The sequence below is a fragment of the Halomicrobium urmianum genome (assembly GCF_020217425.1).
Lineage (GTDB): Archaea > Halobacteriota > Halobacteria > Halobacteriales > Haloarculaceae > Halomicrobium > Halomicrobium urmianum.
On the sequence record NZ_CP084090.1, the window covers coordinates 740,676 to 761,192 of the forward strand.

Below are 20,517 nucleotides of genomic sequence, written 5' to 3' on the forward strand. Positions count from 1 at the left end.
CACGGCCATGGTAGCTCCGGCCGAGCCACCGCCCACAGACGGTTTTCGAGTCCTCGTCTACAACCCGACCTCCGGCAGCGGCGACCACGGCGACCGGGTGCAGTCGCTGGCCGCCGACCACGGGTTCGAGGTCCGCGAGACCGAGTCCGCCCAGGACATCGTCGACAAGGCCGCCGCAGCGGCCGAGGAGGCGGACGTCGTCGCGGCGGGCGGCGGCGACGGGACGCTCACCCGCGTCGTCCGCGGCATCGACCGCGCCGACGCCTTCGAGGACGTGTGCTTCGCCGTCGTTCCGCTGGGGACCGGGAACAACTTCGCAGGCAACGTCGGCGTCGGCGGCGTCGAGGCGGCCTTCGACCTCGTCGAGTCGGGGGAGCGCCGGCGCATCGACGTGGGCACCGTCGACGGGACCCCCTTCCTGAACTCCGTCGTCGCCGGGCTGACCGCCGAGTCCAGCGCAGCGACCGACTCCGATTCCAAGGAGCGGTGGGGCGTGCTCGCGTACGCGATGGAGACCGCGCGCACGGCCAGGGAGTTCGACGGCCTGACGCTGACGATCGAACCGGAGGGCGAGGATCCGCGGGAGGTGACGGCCTCGATCGTCCTCGTCGGGAACGGCCGACGCGTCCCGCAGGGCGGCCGGAGCCAGGCGGACATGGAGGACGGCGACCTCGACGTGACCATCTTCGAGGACGTCGGCGTCTTCGATCTGGTCGAGGACTCGGTCCACGAGGCCCTGGGCGACCAGCCCGAGGGCGTCGAGCAGTTCACGACCCACCGGCTGGACGTGGACATCGCCGGAGACCACGACACCGTCAGCGTCGACGGCGAGGTCCTGACCGCCGAGCACCTCTCGCTGGGCGTCCGCGAGCGCGTCCTCGAGTTGCCCGTCGGGGGGTCTTACGACCCGGATCCGGACGCGTGACCGATTACTTCGATCGGCCGTCCGGCGTCCGCAGTCGAAGGGAGTAAGACGGGGCTGTACGTCCGTGCCCGTATGGCCGACGACCAGGTCGAGCACGAGAACGCGCTGCAGGACGTCATCGCCGTCGACGAGGACGACGAGCCGCAGGGGACCGTCAACCGGCTGGACGCCCACACCGGGGACGGCATCCGCCACCGCGCCTTCACCGTGCTGCTGTTCGACGGGGAGGGGAACGTCCTGCTGGCCCAGCGCGCCCACGACAAGCGCCTCTGGGACACCCACTGGGACGGGACCGTCGCCTCCCACCCGGTCGAGGGACAGACCCAGGAGGAGGCCGCCCGCGAGCGCCTCGAGGAGGAACTGGGGATCACGTCCGACCAGTACACCGACCTGCGGGTGACCGACCGATTCGAGTACAAGCGCTACTACGAGAACAGCGGCGTCGAGTGGGAGGTCTGCGCCGTCCTCCAGGCGACCCTGCACGACACGGCGCTCGACCCCGACCCCGAGGAAGTCGCGGGCATCATGTGGGTCCCCTACGAGCGCCTCCACGAGAACCCGAAGTTCTACCGACAGCTCCGGCTGTGTCCCTGGTTCGAGATCGCGATGCGCCGGGACACCGACGCCGGCGGCGAGTAGTCGAGGCGGCGATCAATCACCCGCTCCGTGAGCGGACGGCCGACCAGACGGCCACGGCACCCAGGGCGAAGGCGGGAACCAGCGGGAGGACGAGGTAGGCGTCCCGCAGCGAGAGTCCGAGGGAGCCGACGAACTCCTGAGCGGTCGGCAGGGCCACCAGCGCCGTCGGGATCACGAGGAAGGCCACGACGACGGTGCCGACCAGCACCCAGCCCCGCCAGTCGAACTCGCGCTCGCCCGTGGTCGGCGGCTCGCCGCTCGGCCGGTGGACGTACCCGCCGTCGCCGTCGGTCGCCGCGTCCCCGTCGTCGGCCGCGGACCCGTCGCCGTCGGCCCGGGTCCGGCGGGCGCCGTCCGCGTCGGTCACGCTCCCCTCCGCTCGCGGTCGGGGGCGGCGTCGGTCCCGCCGTGATCGGTGCGCTCGACGCTCTCCATACGCACCCGTCGGGCGAGCGCGCGGTTAAGCGTTGGCGTCGGCGGCGAGCGTCTGCCGCGGCGTAGCGGTCCCCACGTCGCGACGGGCCGGTCACCCCGAATTCGGATGCCCGAAGGCTCCAGTAGCCTCTTTACCCGCGGGACCCCGAAAGGGAGTATGATCGACTTCCAGTCCCGGGGCAGCCGCGGTCGGGGCGCGGACGAGAACGAGGAAGCGGAGGACGACGACGGGTCCGGGGCCGACGACGAGCCCGCAGGTGACGAGAAGACGCCGCCGGCCACGGCGGACGCCGGTCAGGTGCCCGAGAGCCACGACGACCGCGTGGGCGTGGCCGTCGTCACCGTCGCCGTGGACGCGGACCAGTCGGTCGGCGACGCGGTCGTCGAGGAACTCGACGGGACGGGGCTGGGCGTCGCGACCCGGGAGCACCTTGCCGGGGACCACGACGGCGTCCAGCAGATCGTCAACCGGCTGGTCGGGCGCGACGACGTCGACGTGGTGGTCACCTGCGGCGGCGTCAGCGCCCTGCCCGACGCCCAGACCGTCGAGGCCGTCCACCCCCTGTTCGACAAGGCACTGCCCGGGTTCGGCGAGCTGTTCCGCCTGCTGTACCACGAGGAGGTCGGTACCGACGTCGTCGCGACGCGCGCGACGGCGGGCATCGCCGACAGCACGCCGGTCTTCTGCCTGCCCGGCGACGAGGCGGGCGCCCGGTTAGGGGTGCGAGAGATCGTCACCGAACAGGCGGCGTCGCTCCGCACGGCCGCTCGCGGGTCGCCCGAGTGATCGTCGGCCGACGAGACGGCCGCTCCGGCCGCGTTTCCGGCGAGTGAAATCGGCTAAATCGTCGTGAAACGAACGCCTTCGAGGTTCAAAGGCGCGTCCGAGTGCGTCGAACAGGGTTAAATCGCCCAAATGCAGTGAAACGACGACCCCAGTTGAAGTGGCATCCGTCGCAAGCGTCGGGTGCAATGTCCGACACTGCCCTGACGCGACGCAGCGTACTGCGAGCGACCGGTGCGGCCGTCGCGGCCGCGGCCGTCCCCGCGAGCGCACAGGCCGGCAGCGAGTGGACCGCCGTGGAGTCGCCCACCGGCAACGCCCTCCACGACGTCGAATACACGTCAGCGGGCGCGTACACCGTCGGCGGCGGCGGCGTCGTCCTCGAGCGGACCGAGACGGGCTGGCAGAAGGTCCTCGACGGCGGTCCGACCGGCAACGGCAACGACGTCTACGGCGCGGACGTGACCGACGACGGCCGGCGCCTGTGGTTCGTCGGCGCTTCGGGCGCGATCGGCGAGTACGACGTCGTGACGGGGAACCTGAACGACCACTCCGCGCCCATGGACGTGACGAACAACTTCAACGACGTCGCTGTCACCGGCGAGGCCGGCGAGGCCGACGTCTACGTGGCCGGCGACTCGGGCAAGCTGTACTACAGCTTCGAGAACGGCACCGAGGGGACCTGGGAGTACGTTACCCCGGCCTCTGGCTCGGCGATCAACGCCGTCGACTTCTACGACGACCGGAAGGGTCACGTCGTCGACGGCAACCAGACGGTCCTGCACACGCGGGACGGCGCGACCTGGGACGAGATCGGCCTCTCCGACGCGAACTACAACCTCTACGGCGTCGACTCCGACGGCGCGGACGACGTGTGGGTCTCCGGCGGCGGCGGGTCGATCTACCGCTGGGACGGCAGCCAGTGGCGTCGCGAGGACAACGGCGACCCCGGCCTCCGCGACGTCGAAGTCGAGGGCGGCGACGGCCTGACCGTCGGCAGCGGCGGGAGCGTCTTCGACCGCGACGCCGGCGATGGCTGGGCACGGGAGCAGACGCCGACCGGCGCGAACCTGAAGGCGGTCGTCCGCGGCGATACGGACGTCGCGGTCGGCGCGGGCGGTGCGATCATCGAGCGGTAGGCTCGCCGTAGCCTCCGAGCAGTAGGCCCGCTGTAGATTTCGGATTCGCCGGTGCTGGCCAATACGGAGAGCTCCCGAATGTCAACGCCTACCAAAGCACTTTGGTGTGACACTTACGATAGTGTGGTACATGGTGACAGCCATGCAGCACGACTCCGCGGCTCCCGACGGCTGGCGCCGGGGCACCGCCACGCACCTGGATCGGAAGTACACGCCCGCGACCCCGCTGGCCTTCGAGCAGGAGCGGACCGGCCGGCGCGTCGAGGTGATCCCGACGCTGATGTCCGCGCCCGGCGACGACGTGACCTGGCACGTCCGCGCGGTGGACGACCAGGTGCGCGTCGTCGAGGACGAGATCGAGGACAGAGAGACGGCGCTGGACAGGGCGCGGGACGCGATGGAAGAGCGGCCGTAGGCGGGCGGCTACCGGAGGGCCCGCAGTCGCGCTTCGACGGCCGTAGAGTCCGACGATTAGAGCTGCTGTACGTTCCGAAATTCGAACCGCGCGCCGCCCTCGGACGACTCCGTCACGTCGACGCTCCAGTCGTGGCCCCGAGCGATCGCACGGACGATGTCGAGGCCGAGACCAGTGCCAGTCGACTTCGAGGAGTACCCGGGCTCGAAGACGCTCTCGTGTTCGTCGGCGGGGATGCCCGGCCCATCGTCGGAAAGGAAAACCCGGCCTCGTCGTCGAGAGCGCCGACGGTGACCGTGGCGTCGTCACCGGCGTGTTCGTGGGCGTTCCGGAAGAGGTTCTCGAACAGCTGCTGGAGCCGGTCTCCGTCCGCCAGTACGGTCGCGTCGGTGTCCACTACGAGTTCCATGTCACCCTCGTCGACGGTGCTCCACGCCCGGTTGACAGCCGAAGCGAGGTCGACCGGGTAGAGGTCCCCGACGGACTTCCCCTCCTGGGCGAGCGTGAGAAGATCGCTGATCAGGTTCTCGATCCGATCGAGCGCGTTAGCGACTTTCTCCAGATGCTGTTCGTCGCCGGAGGCGTCCACGAGTTCGAGGTACCCGGTCGCGACGTTCAGCGGGTTTCGGAGGTCGTGACTGACGACGCTCGCGAACTGTTCGAGCCGGTCGTTCTTCTTCGAGAGTTCGGAGACGGTCTCTTGGAGTTCCTGCTCGGTCTTCTTCAGGCTGGTCCCGTCAGTGATGATCGCAAACGCGTGTTGCGCGCCGTCGTACCGGTACGGTATCAGCCGGAGCCGGTAGTACCTGGTGTCGTCGGGCAACGACATGGAGAACTCATTCGTGACTGCCGTCCCCGCCTCGACGGCGCTGTGAAGGTCCTCGTCGACGTCGTCGAGATCGATCACGGACTGGAACCGCTGTCCCTCGTACGTCCCATCGACTGGGAAGCTATCGCGGAACTCGTCGTTGACGGTAACGATGGAGAACTCGTTCTCGCGCACGGAGAGATCCGCGACCGCAATCGGTGCCTTCGCGAACAGCGACCGCCACCGGCGTCGATCGCGGTCACTGATCGCCTGTGTCCGTCTGGCCCGACTGATCTTCGTACCGGCGAACCCGCCTCCCACCGCACCGCCGATAGCCGCCTGTGCTACTGCGACGGACAGGTCAGTGCCGTCGCCTGCGATCCACAGCCCCAACGCGGCACCTCCGAGCGCCCCTCCAGCGCTCCACGCCGCCGCTGTGGCCCAGTCCACGCGATCGACGCGACGACGTAGATATCCAACCAACAACAGGGGAGAACCACCGAGCAGAACCACGATCAGCGCTCGCAATGGTGAAGCGGTCACGTCCCATCGAACTAGCCACTGGCTCACGATTTCGGCTTCAGTAAACAGGACTTTTACTGCTCCGATCATATATAGCGCGAGAGAAAGGCGCATTCCGTAGTCTGCCTGTGAGTATTCGGCAGCTATTGTTAGCGTTGTGCAGGCATCCTCTGTATTGTTGACATCCCCCTCCGCCTGAAGGCGGAGGAATCCCGAGCGGTGGGAGTGTCAGGTCTGCAACCACGGACGCCGCCACTTCACGGGAGTCCGCCGCTAACCCAGCCATCGTGATCGGTGGCTGTCTAGCCGTGCCAAGCGGCTGTTACTCCTATCCTCGGTGTCGTTGACTCTCACCTGTTGTTTTTGCCAACAGAGAGCCTCCGACACGTCGCCAGACTCGGAGTTATCGTCGGGCTTGCTCAGGCCGACGGGCACAAGGACGAACCCTTCGAGGATTCGCGTTCACCGCGTCGGCGTTTCGGATACTGCCTCGTTATGTGGGCGGGCTGGCCGCCTCCGAGGGTCGTTCGGAATCCGCTCCGTTCCGACCTGACCTTACTGCTGTATAGCAGTTCTTGGCACTTGACAGTATAGAATGGAAACTCAGCAATGCAATTGGCGGTGGAATGTATCACTAAGTCACCGCGCGTATCCACGGCGTGAACGCCGTGGTATTGCGCCTGTTCAGCGTATAACGACTCCGGTCTGCCCAGTCGAATCCACGGACGGCAGTGGGAAAGACACCTGCGGTCCGCGAGTCGCCGATCGAGCGCCGCTACTCCAGTTCCTCGGCCACCGCTTCGGGGCCGAGCAGATCCGGATCGACCCTGAGGTCGGCCTGTCGGCTGGCGAAGTCCGGCAGCGAGCCCTCGGCGTAGACGACGACCCGCAGGTCGCCGTTGATGTCCTTCGCGACGGCGATGGAGGTGGCCTGGTCCATGTCCGTCAGGACGTACACGTCGGCCTCGTGGATGCCGGCCTCCTCCAGTCCGGGGCGGTTCCCCAGCGGGGCCGTGGTGACCTCGTGGCCCTCGTCGGCGATGGCGTCGGCGATCCTGTCCGTGTCGGAGCCGGAGACGACGACCTTCATCGTCACTCGTACTCGATGGTCGCGGGCGGCTTGTGGGTCACGTCGTACAGCACCCGCGAGACGGTGTCGTTCTCGCCGGTGATGCGGCTCTGGATGCGCTGGAGGGTCTCCCAGTCGATTTCCTGGGCGCGGGCGGTCATGCCGTCCCGGCTCTCGACGGAGCGAACGGCGACGACCCAGCCGTGGACGCGGTTGTCGCCCTTGACGCCCGTGGCCTTGCCGATGACCGCCGCGAGCGCCTGCCAGGGGTCGTGTTCCTCGAGTTCCTCCTCGACGACGTGGTTGGCCTCGCGGGCGACCTCGAGCTTCTCCTCGGTGACCTCGCCGAGGATGCGGACGGCCAGCCCGGGGCCGGGGAACGGCATCCGCTCGGCGATGATCTCCTCCAGGTCGAGCGCGCGGGCGACCTCGCGGACCTCGTCCTTGTAGAGGTCCCGCATGGGTTCGACGATGCCGTCGAAGTCGACGACCTCGGGGAGTCCCCCGACGTTGTGGTGGGACTTGATCGTCCCCTCGCTCTCGATCCGGTCGGGATAGATGGTCCCCTGGACGAGGTAGTCCGCGTCGACCTCCGTCGCGACCGTCTCGAACTCCCGGATGAACTGCTCGCCGATGGCGTGACGCTTCTCCTCGGGGTCGGTGACGCCCTCGAGGACGTCGAGGAAGCGCTCCTTCGCGTCGACGATCCGCAGCGAGTCCATGTAGTCGAAGGTCTCGCGGATCTGCTCGGTCTCGCCCTTGCGCATCAGGCCGGTGTCGACGTAGACCGGGGTGAGCTGGTCGCCGACGGCCTCGTAGGCCAGCGCGGCGGCCGTCGAGGAGTCGACACCGCCGGAGAGCGCGATGACGGCGTTGGCGTCGCCGATCGCGTCGGCGATCTCCTCCTTGGCCTCCGGGATGAACGAGTCGACGTCGACCATCAGCGAGCCACCTCCCCGTGAGCGCCGGCTGTACCGGACGTGGGACCGTCGGGGCGTCGAGCGCGACTACACCGCAGAATAGCTGTCGGAGTCGGCATACGGAACCTCTGCGAGGGCGGGGCAAAACGGTTACGAATCGACCACTTGACCGCCCGGCGACCGGCCGCGGGGCGGCCGCCTACACCTGCTCGAACAGGTCGACGAGGTCCGCGAAGTCCGCCTCGCCGTTGCCGTTGTAGTCGTAGTAGTCGACGTGGTCGGTCATCGCCGGGTCGTCCATGTTGTCGAAGTAGGTGACGACGTCCTCGAAGTCGGTCTCGCCGTTGCCGTTGAGGTCCTCGTAGAGTCCGTCGCCGTCCGGGTCGGTCGGTGCCGGCCCGTCGCCGACCGCCGGTGGCCCGGATCCCTCGACGGCCTCGTAGTGGCGGACGTACTCGACGCGCATCTGCTGGGGGAACTCGGTCGTCTCGTCGGGGTAGCCCGGCCACTGGCCGCCCACCGCCACGTTCAGCAGGAGGAAGAAGCCGTGGTCGAAGACTCACTCGTCGCCGGCGTCCTCGACGGTCGCCTGGGTCACCTCGTGGTACTGGGTCCCGTCGACGAACCACCGGATCCGGTCGGGCCGCCAGACGATCGAGAAGGTGTGCGCGCTCTCGGAGAACGTCCCCGAGTCGAGCGCGTAGCTCCCGCTGATCCCGTCAGCACCGGAGTAGTCGGGCCCGTGGACGGTCCCGTGGACCGTGTCCCGCTCGTGGCCGAGGAACTCCATGACGTCGATCTCGCCGCAGTTCGGCCACCCGCGGGTCCCGATGTCGTCCCCGAGCAGCCAGATCGCCGGCCAGATGCCCTGGCCCTTGGGCAGCGTCGCCCGAACGTCGATCCGCCCGTGGCGGACCTCGCGTTTCCCCTGCGTCTTCAGCCGTGCGGAGGTGTACTCGTTGACGCCGTTGGGCGCCGCCTCCTCGCGCGCCTCGACGACGAGGCCGCCGTCCTCGACCCACGCGTTGTCGCCGTCCGTATAGTACTGGGCCTCCTCGTTGCCCCAGTTGCAGGTCGTTCCCAGCTCGCCGTTCTCCCCGCACCCGGGCCTGGTCTTGAACGTCCAGGTGCTCTCGTCGATCGAGTCCCCGTCGAACTCGTCGCTCCAGATCAGTTTCCAGGTCGCTCCCTCGGGCGCCGGCGGAGCGGACGCCTCGTCGCTCTGTCTGCTCGCGACCCCGGTCCCGACCGTCGTCGCTGCTCCCAGTGCGCCGACGCGGCACAGCAGTGTGCGTCTGTCCATAGTTCCCCCGTCGCCGCCAGCGTCGTCGCGCGCTCGCGCCCGACCGACGGCCACTCGAAAATTCAGTCGGATGTGGGCGACAAAAAATCACTGCCGGACTGCCACAGTCCCGCGCCTCGGGGTATCGGTCGAGTCGCCGACGCCGCGACACCGCCCGATATCGACCGTCCCGGTCAGACCTGCTCGAACAGCTCGACGAGGTCGGCGTAGTCGACCCCGCCGTTGCCGTTGTAGTCGAAGGCGTCGGCGTTGCCGGTCATCGCGTCGCTCTCCACGTTCTCGAAGTAGGTGACCACGTCGTCGTAGTCGACCTCGCCGTTGCCGTTGAGGTCCTCGTACAGGCCGTCGCCGTCGGGATCCGTCGGCCGATTCTCGTTGTCGCCGACGGCGGGCGGACGGTCGTCTCGCCCGTTCGGCGGCCCCTCTCCGCCCTCGACGGTCACGGTGACCCGCCGGCCGGCGTCCGAATCCGTCACCGACACCGTCCGCGTCACCGAGCCTTGGTCGGTCGAGACCGTCACCTCGTGCTCGCCGATGAAGGCGTCGACGCTGTAGGTGCCCGAGCCGTCGGTCGTTCCGGACTCGTCGGTCCACCACTCGTCGAAGACGAGGTCGCGATACACCTCCATGGCGGGCTTGGGCTCCCAGCCCTCGTAGTAGAACGGCCCGTCGTCGCGCCAGTGGTGCTCGTCGCTCCCGCCCGCCGTCAGGAAGGCGTCGGTGGCCGGGTGGCTGAAGACCGTCTTGAGGTACTCGCGGAACCAGTCGGCCTTGTCCTCGTCGGGCCAGTCACCGGTGACGTCGAACTCCGTCACGTGCAGGCGGACGTCGTGCTGGGCGTACCTGTCGAGGACGTCCATGGTCTCCTGCGACGAGACGGTCGAACTCCGATCCGTGAAGTGACTCTGCAGTCCGACGTAGTCCAGCGAACTGTTCTCGTCGAGGAACTCGATCTGGCGCTCGTAGTCGTCGCGGGCGTAGTCGTAGGAGCCTTCGATCGTGTTGTAGTCGTTGGTCGCCAGCCCCACGTCGTCTGGCGCCGCGTCGCGTGCGTGGTCGTAGTAGTCCGCGAGGAGGGGCGCGGTGACCGGGTCGAGGTCGTCGGCCTCCTCGTTCGCGGGCACCCCGTTGACGGCGCGGATGAAGCCCGGCTCGTGGACCACCTCGTTCATCACCTCCCACTCCTCGATGACCGAGCCGTAGGACGTCCCCTCGTACTCGAAGTCGGCGTAGTGGTCGATGATCGTCTGGACGTGCTCGAAGCTCCGGTCTTCGACGTACTGGGGGTCGAGGTCGGGTCCGTCCTGACCGCTATCGTGGTCGACGCCCATCGCGTCGACGACGTCTCCCGGGACCGCCCAGGCGTCGATGTTCGCCCACAGGCAGACGTGGCCGCGCACGTCCAGCCCGTTGTCCTTCGCCCAGGCCGTGGCCTCGTCGGCGTCGTCCTGGTTGTCCTCGAAGAAGCGCCACTTGTGGTAGTTCCCGAACCACACGACGTTGAAGTCCTCTTTCAGCGTCTCGCGGTACGGGTGTCCCGGCTCGGTCTGGTTCACGAGGAGGTCGGCCGAGAGCGCGTAGCCGAACCAGTAGTCGTGGGACTGCATCTCGACGGAGACGTCGGCGTCCGGAACCGGCTCCCCGTTCTCGTCGACCACTTCCACCTCCAGCGGCCCGGTGCGGTGCTCCTGGATGCGCTGGTCGGCGGCAGTCTCCCAGTCGTCGCTCTGGGCGGCCGCCGCGCCCGCGCCGGTCCCGCCGAGGACCCCAATCGCCGCGCCGACGCCGACCGTGCGAAGGTAGTCGCGACGCCCGATGCCACCGCGGCGCTTCTCGTCCGGTACGCCCCCCTGACGTGCGTTCGTGTCGTTCGTCATGGGCTTCGAACTCCCCGTCCGCCTGCGTCTGATCGCCGTCCCCCCTGGGATCGGCGTACACAGTGCGGAACGTTTCATCGGTCGGACGGCAATATATTAAGAATTTTGCATAGTGTACAAAGGTCACCGAACCTGCCCGAACAGGTCGACGAGGTCAGCGTAATCGACCTCGCCGTTGCCGTTGTAGTCGTAGGCGTCGACGTGGTCGGTCATCGCCGGGTCGTCCATGTTGTCGAAGTACCGGACCACGTCCGAGTAGTCGGTCTCGCCGTTGCCGTTGAGATCCTCGTACAGTCCGTCGCCGTCCGGATCCGTCGGCTGCGCGTCGCTGTCGCCGACGGCCGGCGGCCGGTCGTCCCCGTCGTCACCTTGCTCGGCGATGGCCGCGGCGAGGTCCTGGCCCACCTCCGAACTGCTCATGTACCCGCCGTGGCCCGAGACGGTGTCGGTGACGTCGACGTCCGCGTACCCATCGGGCGTCGCGGACGCGTCCGGTGCGCCCTGAGCGCCGAGCGCGGTGTCGCCCGAGCTGCCGAACCGCGAGTCGGGACCGAAGTCCCCCATGACGACGCCGTCGTTCCGGGAGTGGTAGTTCCGGACCGCCGCGGCGTGGTCCGCGATGGCGTCGTACCAGCGCCCGCCCTCGGTGACGGTCGAGCCGACGGCGGGGATGCCCATCGGCGCGACGGTGTCGACGACGTAGCCCGCCTCGAGAGCGTCGAGCGCGTCGAAGAGGACCCGGCCCCCCAGCGAGTGGCTGGCGAGCCGGATCGAACCGACGCCCTCGTCGAGGGCGCTCTGGACGAGCGGCGCGAGCCCGGCGGCGGCCTCGCTCGCCTGCTCCAGCGCGCCTTCGGGGTTCTGAGCGTCCGCCCGGTAGACGAAGGCGACGGTCCGGTCGGGCTCGTACCCGGCAGCCGCGAGGGTGTCCGCGAAGGTCGCAGCCTGACCGAGTCCGGCGCTGCTTCGGTGCCACCCGTGTGCGAAGACGAGTAGCTCGTCGACGGCTGGGAGCGACAGGTCCCCGGACTCGCGCAGGTCCAGCACTGTGACCTCGGATCCGCTGGACTGCGTGGCGGCCGTACCACTCGTGGCGATCCCCGAGGCGGCGAGGCCCGCACCGAGACGGCGGAGGACCCCTCGGCGCCGGACGGGAGCCCGTGACGACGCCCTGTGTCGAGACATATTTGCGGTATGGGGGCAATTAATATTATTGTTTGAGATCCGTTCGGTCCCGGCGCCGTCGCGGAGCTCCCGGGTCGCGATTCGATGTAGCCGATAGAGGCCGTCGACCGGATCGACCGACGACGGGCTGTCGCCCGGTGCCGACCGGCAAAAACAGTATCAGAGACGGGCGTCTGACGCGGTCGCCTCGGCGCCGCGGTCCGAGTCTTCGAGCACGGCCTCGACGAGACCGACGAACGGCGGGCTGGCCCGGGTCGGGCGCGAGCGGAACTCGGGGTGGAACTGCGTCCCGATGAAGTAGGGGTGGTCGGGCAGCTCCAGGATCTCCATGCGGTTGTTCTCGTAGCCGGAGAACACCATGCCGGCGTCCTCGAGGTCGTCGATGTACTCGGGGTTCACCTCGTACCGGTGACGGTGGCGCTCGGTGCAGGAGGTCCCGCCGTAGAGGTCCGCGGCGAGCGTGTCGGGTTCGATCTCCGTCTCGTGGGCGCCCAGCCGCATCGTTCCGCCCATGTCCTCGACCTCGTACTGCTCGGGGAGGATGTCGATGACGGGGTGGGGCGCGTCCTCGTCGAGCTCCGTGGAGTTGGCGCCCTCGAACCCGCAGACGTTGCGGGCGTACTCGACGATGGCCATCTGGAAGCCCAGGCAGAGCCCGAGGAAGGGCACGTCGTTCTCGCGGGCGTGGCGGATGGCCTCGACCTTGCCCTCCGTGCCGCGGGAGCCGAACCCACCGGGCACGACGATGGCGTCGGCCTCGCGCATCCGCTGGGCGTGGTGCTCGGGCATGTCGTCGGAGTTGACCCAGCGGACGTTGACGTCGACGTTGGTCTCCAGGCCGGCGTGTTTCAGCGCCTCGTTGACGGAGATGTAGGCGTCCTCGAGGTCGTACTTGCCCACGAGGGCCACGTCGACCTCGCCGGTGGTCTCCTGGGTGACGAGGTCGCGCCAGCGGTTCTCGCGCTCGTTCTCGGGCAGGGCCTCCTCCTTCAGGTTCAGCCGCTCCATGACGTACTCGTCGAGGCCCTCCTCTTCGACCATCAGCGGGACGTGGTAGATGTCCTCGACGTCGGGGTTCGAGAAGACCGCCTCCGTGGGCACGTCGCAGAACAGCGCGATCTTCTCCTTGGTCTCGATGTCGAGTTTGTCCTCGCAGCGGCCGACGAGGATGTCCGGCTGGAGGCCGATCGAACGCAGCTCCTTGACGCTGTGCTGGGTGGGCTTGGTCTTCTGCTCGCCGTTCTTCGAGTAGGGGACGAGCGTGACGTGGGTGAAGAGGATGTCCTCCTCGTCTTCCTCGTGGGCGAACTGGCGCAGGGCTTCGAGGAAGGGCATGCCCTCGATGTCGCCCACCGTGCCGCCCACCTCGATGATGCAGACGTCGTTGCCCTTGGCCGCCTCGCGGATGCGGCGCTTGATGTCGTCGGTGATGTGGGGGATGATCTGGACGGTCTTGCCCAGGTAGTCGCCGGCGCGCTCCTTCTCGATGACGTGCTGGTAGGTCTTGCCGGTCGTGACGTTGTGGTCGAAGGTCATGTCCTCGTCGAGGAACCGCTCGTAGTTCCCCAGGTCGAGGTCGACCTCGCCGCCGTCCTTCAGCACGTACACCTCGCCGTGCTGGAAGGGGTTCATCGTCCCCGCGTCGACGTTCAGGTAGGGATCGATCTTGACGGCGGTGACGTCGAACCCGGCGTTCTTGAGAAGGCGGCCCGTGCTCGCGGCGGTGATGCCCTTGCCCAGCCCCGACATCACGCCGCCGGTCACGAAGATGAATTTCCGACCCAGCTCCGGGTCGTAGTCTGTTTCGGGTTCCGTCGGCATACCGACGGTCGGGTTGGGTCGGTCAAAACCGTTTCGGGTACCGTAGCGTTCGCTACGGTGTGTCACGAGCAGGGCCGCGGAGCGCCCCACAGTCGGCGGTGAACCCGCCGATCTGGCGGGAGATTCCGAGGGACCTCTCCCGCCGTCACTCGTCGGCGAGTCGGCCCGCGAGGAAGGCCCCGACGGCCTCACCGACCCGCCCCGACTGACCGGCGAAGAAGTGGTCGGCGGGCATCGCCTCGACTGCGGCGCCCCGCTCGCGGGCCAGGTCGACGAGGGGCTCCCAGTCGGCGGTTTCGTCGCGCTCTCCGTAGACGACCTGGAGCGGTGCCGACAGGGCCGTCAGGGCCGCCTCGGCGTCGATACCGGCCGCGCGAGGTGCGGGCGCGAGGACGCTGACGGCGTCGGGCTCCGGGTCGGCCCTCTCCGCCGCGGCCAGCGCGACGGCGCCGCCGAAGCTGTAGCCGAACAGCCCGACGCGGTCGAACCGGTTTCGGGCCCACGCGAGAGCGTTCTCCGCGTCCGCCGCTTCGCCGCGACCCTCGTCCCAGGGCCCGTAGTCGAACCGCAGGCAGGCCACGGCCCGCCCGACGAGGGCGTCGCTCACCGCCCGTAGCCGCTCGTCGGAGCGGCTCCCGCCGTGCTGCGGGTGGGGCGGACAGGCCACGACGACGGCGTCGGCGTCCTCGTCGCCGTCGAGCGTCCCGCGCACGTCCCGACCGCCGGGAATAGCCACTGGCATAGCCGGAGTGACGTGTTCGGTCCATGTAAGGATTTTAAGTTAGCACGCCCCAAGGGCGGGTATGGGCATCCTCTCACGCGCGTCCTACGTCCTCCGATCGAAGTTCAACGCGGTGCTCAACCGCGCCGAGGACCCCAACGAGACGCTGGACTACTCCTACGAGCAATTGCGCGACGAACTCCAGGACGTCAAGCAAGGCATCGCCGACCTGACGACCCAGAAGAAGCGCCTGGAGATCCAGAAGCGGCGCCTCGAGGAGAACGTCGAGAAGCACAACCAGCAGGCCCGCGAGGCCGTCCAGCAGGACCGCGAGGACCTCGCCAAGCGCGCCCTGGAGAAGAAAAAACAGAAGATGCAACAGATCGAGGACCTGGAGGGCCAGATCAGCCAGCTCCAGTCTCAGCAGGACAGCCTCGTCGAGCAGAAAGACGAACTCCAGAGCCGCATCGAGCAGTTCCGGACCAAGAAGGAGACGATAAAGGCCCGCCACGAGGCCGCCGAGGCCTCCAAGCGCGTCTCCGAGGCCATGACCGGCGCCGGCGACGAGATGGCCGACGTGGGCCGCGCCATCGAGCGCGCCGAGGAGCGCACCGAGGAGATGGAGGCCCGCTCGCAGGCGATGGACGAGCTTCAGGATCAGGGCGTCTTCGAGGACGCCCTCAGCGATCAGGACCAGCTGGACCGCGAACTCGAGGAGATGCGCACGTCCGGCGAGGTCGACGCCGAACTGGAGACGCTGAAGGCGGAGATGGGGAAGTCGGACGCGTCCGAGGCCGAGAGCGCCGGCGACGAGGAGGCCACCGAGGAGGACCTGGAGGCCGAACTGACCGACGAGGCCGGCAACGGCGCCGGAGACGTCGAGACTCCCGACGTGTCAGACGAGGAAGTGGAGAGCGAACTCGAGGACCTGAAGGAAGACGAGCAGTCCTAGTGCGGCCGAGCGTCCGCCGCCGGCCGACGCGACCGTCGACTGGGGGCCGGCGCACCACACGCGACCGCCGACTGGGGGGTCGGCGCACAACCTTTCTTTGCCCGTCCGCGCGTACGCCGCCCCATGGACGACGGCGCGGCCGAGTCCGTCAGCGAGCGCGCGGACTGGAGCCGGTGGAAGCGATGGATACTGCTCGACGGGGACCGCCACGTCGTCGCTGGGCTCCTGGTCGGTCTCGTCTTCCTGTCGCTCGTGACGGTCGCCTGGTACCGGCCGGGGGCGCTCCCGTCGGCGATGGGCTCGGCCGATCCGGTCGAGACGACGTTCCAGGCGCTGACGACCGGCGTGATCACGGGCGTGACGCTCGTGGTCACGATCAGCCAGCTGGTGCTCTCCGAGGAGTTCGGACCCGTCGGCGACCAGCGCGAGCGCATGGACGAGTCCGTGTCGTTCTACGACCACGTCGGCGATCTGATCGAGGACCCCGTCGCGCCGGCGGATCCCGCCGGCCTCCTCGAGTCAATCGTCGTGGCCGCCGGCGACCGGGCCGACGACCTGGCGGCCGCCGCGGACGACGTGGACGACGACGGGTCGCGGGAGCAACTGCGCGAGTACGCCCGACAGGTGGAGGACGACGCGGCCGTCGCGGCCGCCGACCTCTCCGGGACCGAGTTCGGCACGTTCGAGACGATGCTCGCGGCGCTGGGCTTCGAGTACTCGACGAAGGTGTACGAGGGCCGACGCCTGCGCGAGAGCGAACCGCTACCGACTCCCGTGGCCGATGCGCTGGACGAACTGCTGGAGGCACTGAACGCCTACGCGCCGGCCAGAGAGCACGTCAAGACGCTGTACTTCCGGTCGGAGCTGGCGGCGCTGTCCCGGACCGTCGTCTACAGCGCGGTGCCCGCACTGGTGGTCTCGCTGGTGATGATCACCTACGGCTCCGATCCGTCGATCGTCGCCGGGCGGCCGCTGGGCGTCGACGCCATCGCGTGGGTCGTCGCCGCCGCGATGGCCGTCGCGGTCGTCCCCTTCGCGCTCCTGCTGTCGTACGTCCTCAGGGTCATCACGGTCGCGCGGCGGACGCTGGCGATCGGTCCGATAGTCCTCCGAGAGACCGCGCATCCGGGTCGCGGCGAGAGCGACGGGGAGTGACTGGCCGCCGCTCCGTCACTGGTTGAGCCATCGCCAGCCGATCGCCAGCGCGACGGCGACGATCACGGCGCCGACGGCGAGCACGGCGGTGTCGCCGCCGGTCGGTCCCGCGTCGCTCTCGACCACTGCCACGGCGACCCGCTCCCGGTCGGTGAGGGTCCGGCCGTCGGTCGTCTCGGCCGTCACGTTGACCGGCAGCGACTGCCGGCTCGGGACCGCGTCCTCCGAGACCGACAGCTGAACGCTCAGGTTGGCCGTCTCGTCGGGCGCGAGGGCGTCGGCGAACGCGGACGGCGACGCGCTCTCGAACGGTGGGCGGGCCGCGACCGTCGCCTCGACGTCCCGCAGCGGGCGGTCCCAGACGTTCTCGACGGCGATTCGGACGCGTCCGTCGGAGTCCGGTTCCAGGGCCGCGCCGGGCGACGACAGGCGGACGAACGGTTCGTCGGTGACGTTCACCACGACCGTCCGGGCGTCGCTGACCGCGCGCTCGCCGTCGCCCCCGGCGTCGTACTCGACACGGACGGACGCAGTGCGCGTCCCGGCCCGCACCGACGACGCGACGGTCGCCGGGAGCCGGAACTCGGTCGACTCGTTCGGGCCGAGGTCGCCGAGCGGGACCCGCGACGCGGCCGGTGTCACCCCCTCGGGCGCGGATTCCACGACCAGCACTGCGTCGCGCGCGGCGGTCTGCCCGCGGTTGGCGACGGTTCCGGCGACGGTCCCCTCGGCGCCGACCCGGAGCCGCTCGCCGGTCGACTCGACCGCGAACGCCGGCGCCGCGGCCGGGCGGAACGGCGCGGACAGCCCCGTCGCCGTCCGGGCGTCGCCGGCGGCGTCCTCGTACTCGACCGCGGCGCTCATCGCGTACTTCTGGGCCGCCGCGTCGACCGCGGCGACGTCGAACCGGATCGTCCGCTCCGCGCCGGCCGGCCACTGCCCGACGTAGCGCGAACTCGACTCGCCCCCGCCGACCGTCACCGCCCCGTCCGGCGACGAGAGGGCGACGTGCGCGTCCCCGACGGCCGCCGGACCGTCGTTGCGAACCGTGACCGCGTACGTCCCCCGCGAGCCGACGGTCACGTCCGTCTCGGTCGCGACGACGGAGAACTGCTGGCGGGGACCGACCGCGACCGGGACCGACAGCGGGCTGGCGTTGCGCCGGACGCCGTCGTCGTCGTACCGGGTCGACAGCGTCGCGGCGATCGTCCCCGGCTCGGCCCCCTCGCTCGCTGCGATCGGGAACCGGAGCGTCCGCGTCTCGTCCGGCCGCCAGTCGTCGACGTAGCGCGTGGCTGCACCGCTCTCCGCCACCGCGAGGTCGCCGCTGTCCGACGACAGCGTCAGGGCCGCGTCGCTGGCCGGCGCGGACCCGACGTTCTCGAGAGTGACGGCGACGGCCCCGCGCTCGCCCGCGCCGACCGTCGTCGTGACGTTCCGCACCTCGAATCGCGGCGCCGCCGCGACGGTCAGGGGGACGCGCGTCGTGGTCCGCACCGACTCCTCCTGCTGGGTGCCGTCGCCCTCCGAGACGTAACTGGTGTACTCGTAGCTGAGGGTCACCGGTACGTCGACGGTCCCCGGATCGGCGTCCTCGGCGACTGTGGCGGTGAACGGGAGCGGTTCGGTCCGGCCGACGCCGAGCGTGCCGACGGTCGCGGCGTCGGACCGCACGCTGATCGGAGCCCGGTCGCCGAGGCGAACGACCAGTCCGCGGGCCGTGGTCACCCGGTCGGCCAGCGCCGGGTTCGCGAGCGAGCCGGAATCGACCGTGCCCGAGTTGACCACGACGACCTCCAGCGTCGCCGTCTCGCCCGGCCGGACGGTGCCGTCGACGAATCGGACGTCGAGGTCGGGGCTCCCGAGGACGGCGGCGGTCCCCGCGCCCGACAGGCACAGGAGGGCGACCGCACCGAGAGCCAGCGCAAACCGCGGACGAGCGTCTCCCACGGGTAGGCGCGGAGAGACGCACGCCGATCAGATAAACGTTCGTCGCGGACGAGCGCGTCGGTCGCCGTCGCGGTCAGACGTCCCGCCGGAGAAACCGGGCGCGGCCGACGGCGAACAGGAGGAACGCGGCGGCGAACAGCACGATCGCGCCCCCGACGTCGAACGTCTCGCGGACCAGTATCTCGGTGGGGTCGTAGTACCGCGTCGGACTCACCGCGCCGAGCCACTCGACGTCTGTCTCGGTCGTGACCGAATCGACGACGAACAGGAGGAAGACGCCGGCCAGGGCGCCGCGCTCGGCGAGGTCGCCCCGGGAGACCAGCACCGACAGCAAGAGGCCGGCCGCGGCGCAGGCCAGAAGGTAGGGCACCGACAGGACGTGGACGGCGATCAACAGCCCGAAGTCGATCGACTCCTCCACCGCCAGGAGGCCGGCGTAGACGACCAGCGGCATCACGAGGTTCAGCGCGACAACGGGCGTGAGGACCGCGAGAAACTTCTCGACGAGCAGTCGCGACCGCGAGATCGGCGTCGCCAGGACCAGGTCGAGCCGACCGTCCTCGACGTCGCCCGCGACGCTCCCGCCCGCCTGGTAGGCGACGTAGAGACCGAGCAGCAGCACCCAGACGAACTGGTAGAACTCCGCGGCGAGAAAGCCCTCGACCGTGTTGAACGCCTCGACGCCGAACCCGCTCCGGAAGGCCTCGGGGAGGTTCTCGACGTACGCCTCGAAATCCACGCCGGAGGTCGCTATCGAGGGGTAGACGCCGACGATGAGCAGCGCGAAGGCGCTCAGCCCGACCGTCAGCGCGGCCGTCCCGCGGACCCGGCGGCGCGCGTCGTACCGGGTTACTTCAAACATCGCCGCCCTCCGCGGGGGGACCGCCGGCGCTTCGCTCGCCGTCGCGTCCCTCGGTCCGTTCGCGACCGACCGCGCCGTCCTCGGTCGCGCCGTCTGCCGCTCGCTCGCCGTAGAAGTGCATGAACACGTCCTCAAGCGGGGGCTCCTCGACGTCGAGGTCCACGACGTCGAACGCCGCGAGGTGGTCGAGCAGGTCATTGTAGTCCCCGGTAAAGGTGAACTGCGCCCGCTGACCGACGCGTTCGAGGTCGACCACGCCGGGCAGGTCGAGCGCCGCCGCGTCGAGCGAGTCGGCCGTCCGGACGCGGACGCGCTTGCCGCCCCGCCGCAGCAGGCTGTCGACGTCCTCGAGGGCGGCGAGGCTCCCGCCGCGGATGATCCCGACGCGGTCGCAGACCCGCCGAACCTCGCCCAGCACGTGCGAGGAGAAGAAGACGGTGACGCCGTCGTCGCGCTCCCGGCGGACGAACTCGTGGAACCGTTCCTGCTTCAGCGGGTCCAGGCCGGACGTGGGCTCGTCCAGTATCACGAGGTCCGGGTCGTGCATGAACGCCTGGACGATGGCGAGCATCTGTGCGTTCCCGCTCGAGTACCCCCGTATCGTCCGTTCCAGCGGGGGATCGAACAGTTCGAGGAGTTCGGAACGCCGCTGGTCGCCCTTGAGCGCGGTCTGGTAGTCGAGGAAGGCCTCGCCGGTGACGTCCTCGTCGAAACTGGGACGGGCGGGGAGGTAGCCCACGTCCGCCCGCGCCTGGCGGAGCGCTTCGGCGTCGCGGACGTCGGCCCCGAGCACCGTCGCGGTCCCGGCGGTCGGCGACTGGAACCCCAGTAGCGTCCTGATGCAGGTCGTCTTGCCGGCGCCGTTGGGCCCCAGGAAGCCGAACACCTCGCCCGCCTCGACGCTGAACGACAGCCCGTCGTTGGCGACGACGTCGCCGTACCGCTTCGTGAGGTCCCGCACCTCGATGGCGGCCATGCCGGCACGTCGCACCGGGAAACAATAGCGCTGTCCCCGCCCTGCTCCGGCCGCGGCGG

Annotated in this window: 20 protein-coding genes and 1 pseudogene; 7 read left to right on the forward strand and 14 right to left on the reverse strand. The window is 69.4% G+C overall.

Annotated elements, in window-relative coordinates; translation table 11 throughout:
• Positions 1–7 precede the first annotated feature (7 nt).
• Together LCY71_RS03730 and idi are read left to right on the forward strand one after the other, a co-directional pair.
• Complete coding sequence (locus LCY71_RS03730; RefSeq protein WP_225335026.1) at positions 8–925, forward strand: diacylglycerol/lipid kinase family protein; 918 nt, start codon at positions 8–10, stop codon at positions 923–925.
• 72 nt (positions 926–997) lie between these two features.
• Positions 998–1,564 carry an isopentenyl-diphosphate Delta-isomerase gene (idi, locus tag LCY71_RS03735; protein WP_225335027.1) on the forward strand — a complete coding sequence of 189 codons (567 nt, stop codon included), beginning with the start codon at positions 998–1,000 and terminating at the stop codon, positions 1,562–1,564.
• 16 nt (positions 1,565–1,580) lie between these two features.
• Here the strand turns inward: idi and LCY71_RS03740 are convergent, their stop codons facing one another.
• Positions 1,581–1,931 (reverse strand): DUF7977 family protein, encoded by a 351-nt coding sequence (locus LCY71_RS03740; protein ID WP_225335028.1) that lies wholly within the window; start codon positions 1,929–1,931, stop codon positions 1,581–1,583.
• A gap of 225 nt (positions 1,932–2,156) precedes the next feature.
• On the opposite strand from LCY71_RS03740, the gene LCY71_RS03745 reads away from it, so the two are divergent.
• From LCY71_RS03745 to LCY71_RS03755, 3 genes are all read left to right on the forward strand, one after another.
• Positions 2,157–2,786, forward strand: coding sequence for a MogA/MoaB family molybdenum cofactor biosynthesis protein (locus tag LCY71_RS03745; RefSeq protein WP_225335029.1), 630 nt, complete (start codon positions 2,157–2,159; stop codon positions 2,784–2,786).
• A gap of 185 nt (positions 2,787–2,971) precedes the next feature.
• Positions 2,972–3,922: a WD40/YVTN/BNR-like repeat-containing protein gene (locus tag LCY71_RS03750; RefSeq protein ID WP_225335030.1), complete on the forward strand. Its 951-nt coding sequence runs from the start codon at positions 2,972–2,974 to the stop codon at positions 3,920–3,922.
• A gap of 142 nt (positions 3,923–4,064) precedes the next feature.
• Positions 4,065–4,337, forward strand: a complete 273-nt coding sequence (locus tag LCY71_RS03755) for a hypothetical protein (protein ID WP_225335031.1) — start codon at positions 4,065–4,067, stop codon at positions 4,335–4,337.
• A gap of 56 nt (positions 4,338–4,393) precedes the next feature.
• Here the strand turns inward: LCY71_RS03755 and LCY71_RS03760 are convergent, their stop codons facing one another.
• From LCY71_RS03760 to LCY71_RS03805, 10 genes and pseudogenes are all read right to left on the reverse strand, one after another.
• Entirely contained in the window at positions 4,394–4,573 is a 180-nt protein-coding gene (locus LCY71_RS03760; protein ID WP_225335874.1) for a sensor histidine kinase, read from the reverse strand.
• Positions 4,574–4,890: 317 nt separating this feature from the next.
• Positions 4,891–5,781: pseudogene (locus LCY71_RS21580) on the reverse strand (histidine kinase dimerization/phospho-acceptor domain-containing protein); the annotation flags it as partial.
• A 661-nt stretch (positions 5,782–6,442) separates the two neighbouring features.
• The gene (locus LCY71_RS03770) at positions 6,443–6,757 is read right to left on the reverse strand and encodes a DUF7126 family protein (RefSeq protein ID WP_225335032.1); all 315 of its coding nucleotides are present in this window, start codon (positions 6,755–6,757) and stop codon (positions 6,443–6,445) included.
• Between the two features lie 2 nt (positions 6,758–6,759).
• A complete protein-coding gene (guaA, locus tag LCY71_RS03775; protein WP_225335033.1) occupies positions 6,760–7,677 on the reverse strand; it encodes a glutamine-hydrolyzing GMP synthase in 918 nt (305 codons plus the stop codon).
• A 178-nt stretch (positions 7,678–7,855) separates the two neighbouring features.
• The gene (locus LCY71_RS03780) at positions 7,856–8,182 is read right to left on the reverse strand and encodes a hypothetical protein (protein WP_225335034.1); all 327 of its coding nucleotides are present in this window, start codon (positions 8,180–8,182) and stop codon (positions 7,856–7,858) included.
• Positions 8,183–8,215: 33 nt separating this feature from the next.
• On the reverse strand, positions 8,216–8,959 hold the full coding sequence (locus tag LCY71_RS03785; RefSeq protein WP_225335035.1) for a glycoside hydrolase family 16 protein: 744 nt from the start codon (positions 8,957–8,959) through the stop codon (positions 8,216–8,218).
• 173 nt (positions 8,960–9,132) lie between these two features.
• The gene (locus LCY71_RS03790) at positions 9,133–10,836 is read right to left on the reverse strand and encodes an endo-1,4-beta-xylanase (RefSeq protein WP_225335036.1); all 1,704 of its coding nucleotides are present in this window, start codon (positions 10,834–10,836) and stop codon (positions 9,133–9,135) included.
• Positions 10,837–10,959: 123 nt separating this feature from the next.
• Entirely contained in the window at positions 10,960–12,021 is a 1,062-nt protein-coding gene (locus LCY71_RS03795) for a hypothetical protein (protein WP_225335037.1), read from the reverse strand.
• A 159-nt stretch (positions 12,022–12,180) separates the two neighbouring features.
• A complete protein-coding gene (gene pyrG, locus LCY71_RS03800) occupies positions 12,181–13,842 on the reverse strand; it encodes a glutamine hydrolyzing CTP synthase (RefSeq protein ID WP_225335038.1) in 1,662 nt (553 codons plus the stop codon).
• A gap of 145 nt (positions 13,843–13,987) precedes the next feature.
• Positions 13,988–14,584 carry a dienelactone hydrolase family protein gene (locus tag LCY71_RS03805; protein ID WP_225335039.1) on the reverse strand — a complete coding sequence of 199 codons (597 nt, stop codon included), beginning with the start codon at positions 14,582–14,584 and terminating at the stop codon, positions 13,988–13,990.
• Between the two features lie 61 nt (positions 14,585–14,645).
• Here LCY71_RS03805 and LCY71_RS03810 point away from each other — a divergent pair, with 61 nt between their 5' ends.
• Positions 14,646–15,515 carry a PspA/IM30 family protein gene (locus LCY71_RS03810; RefSeq protein ID WP_225335040.1) on the forward strand — a complete coding sequence of 290 codons (870 nt, stop codon included), beginning with the start codon at positions 14,646–14,648 and terminating at the stop codon, positions 15,513–15,515.
• 123 nt (positions 15,516–15,638) lie between these two features.
• The gene (locus LCY71_RS03815; RefSeq protein ID WP_225335041.1) at positions 15,639–16,670 is read left to right on the forward strand and encodes a DUF7972 family membrane protein; all 1,032 of its coding nucleotides are present in this window, start codon (positions 15,639–15,641) and stop codon (positions 16,668–16,670) included.
• Between the two features lie 15 nt (positions 16,671–16,685).
• On the opposite strand, the gene LCY71_RS03820 is transcribed toward LCY71_RS03815, so the two are convergent.
• From LCY71_RS03820 to LCY71_RS03830, 3 genes are all read right to left on the reverse strand, one after another.
• The gene (locus tag LCY71_RS03820) at positions 16,686–18,620 is read right to left on the reverse strand and encodes a COG1361 S-layer family protein (RefSeq protein ID WP_225335042.1); all 1,935 of its coding nucleotides are present in this window, start codon (positions 18,618–18,620) and stop codon (positions 16,686–16,688) included.
• Positions 18,621–18,693: 73 nt separating this feature from the next.
• Positions 18,694–19,482 (reverse strand): ABC transporter permease subunit, encoded by a 789-nt coding sequence (locus LCY71_RS03825; protein ID WP_225335043.1) that lies wholly within the window; start codon positions 19,480–19,482, stop codon positions 18,694–18,696.
• Complete coding sequence (locus tag LCY71_RS03830; protein WP_225335044.1) at positions 19,475–20,458, reverse strand: ABC transporter ATP-binding protein; 984 nt, start codon at positions 20,456–20,458, stop codon at positions 19,475–19,477. The genes LCY71_RS03825 and LCY71_RS03830 overlap by 8 nt, the downstream gene beginning before the upstream one ends.
• Between the last annotated feature and the right edge of the window lie 59 nt (positions 20,459–20,517).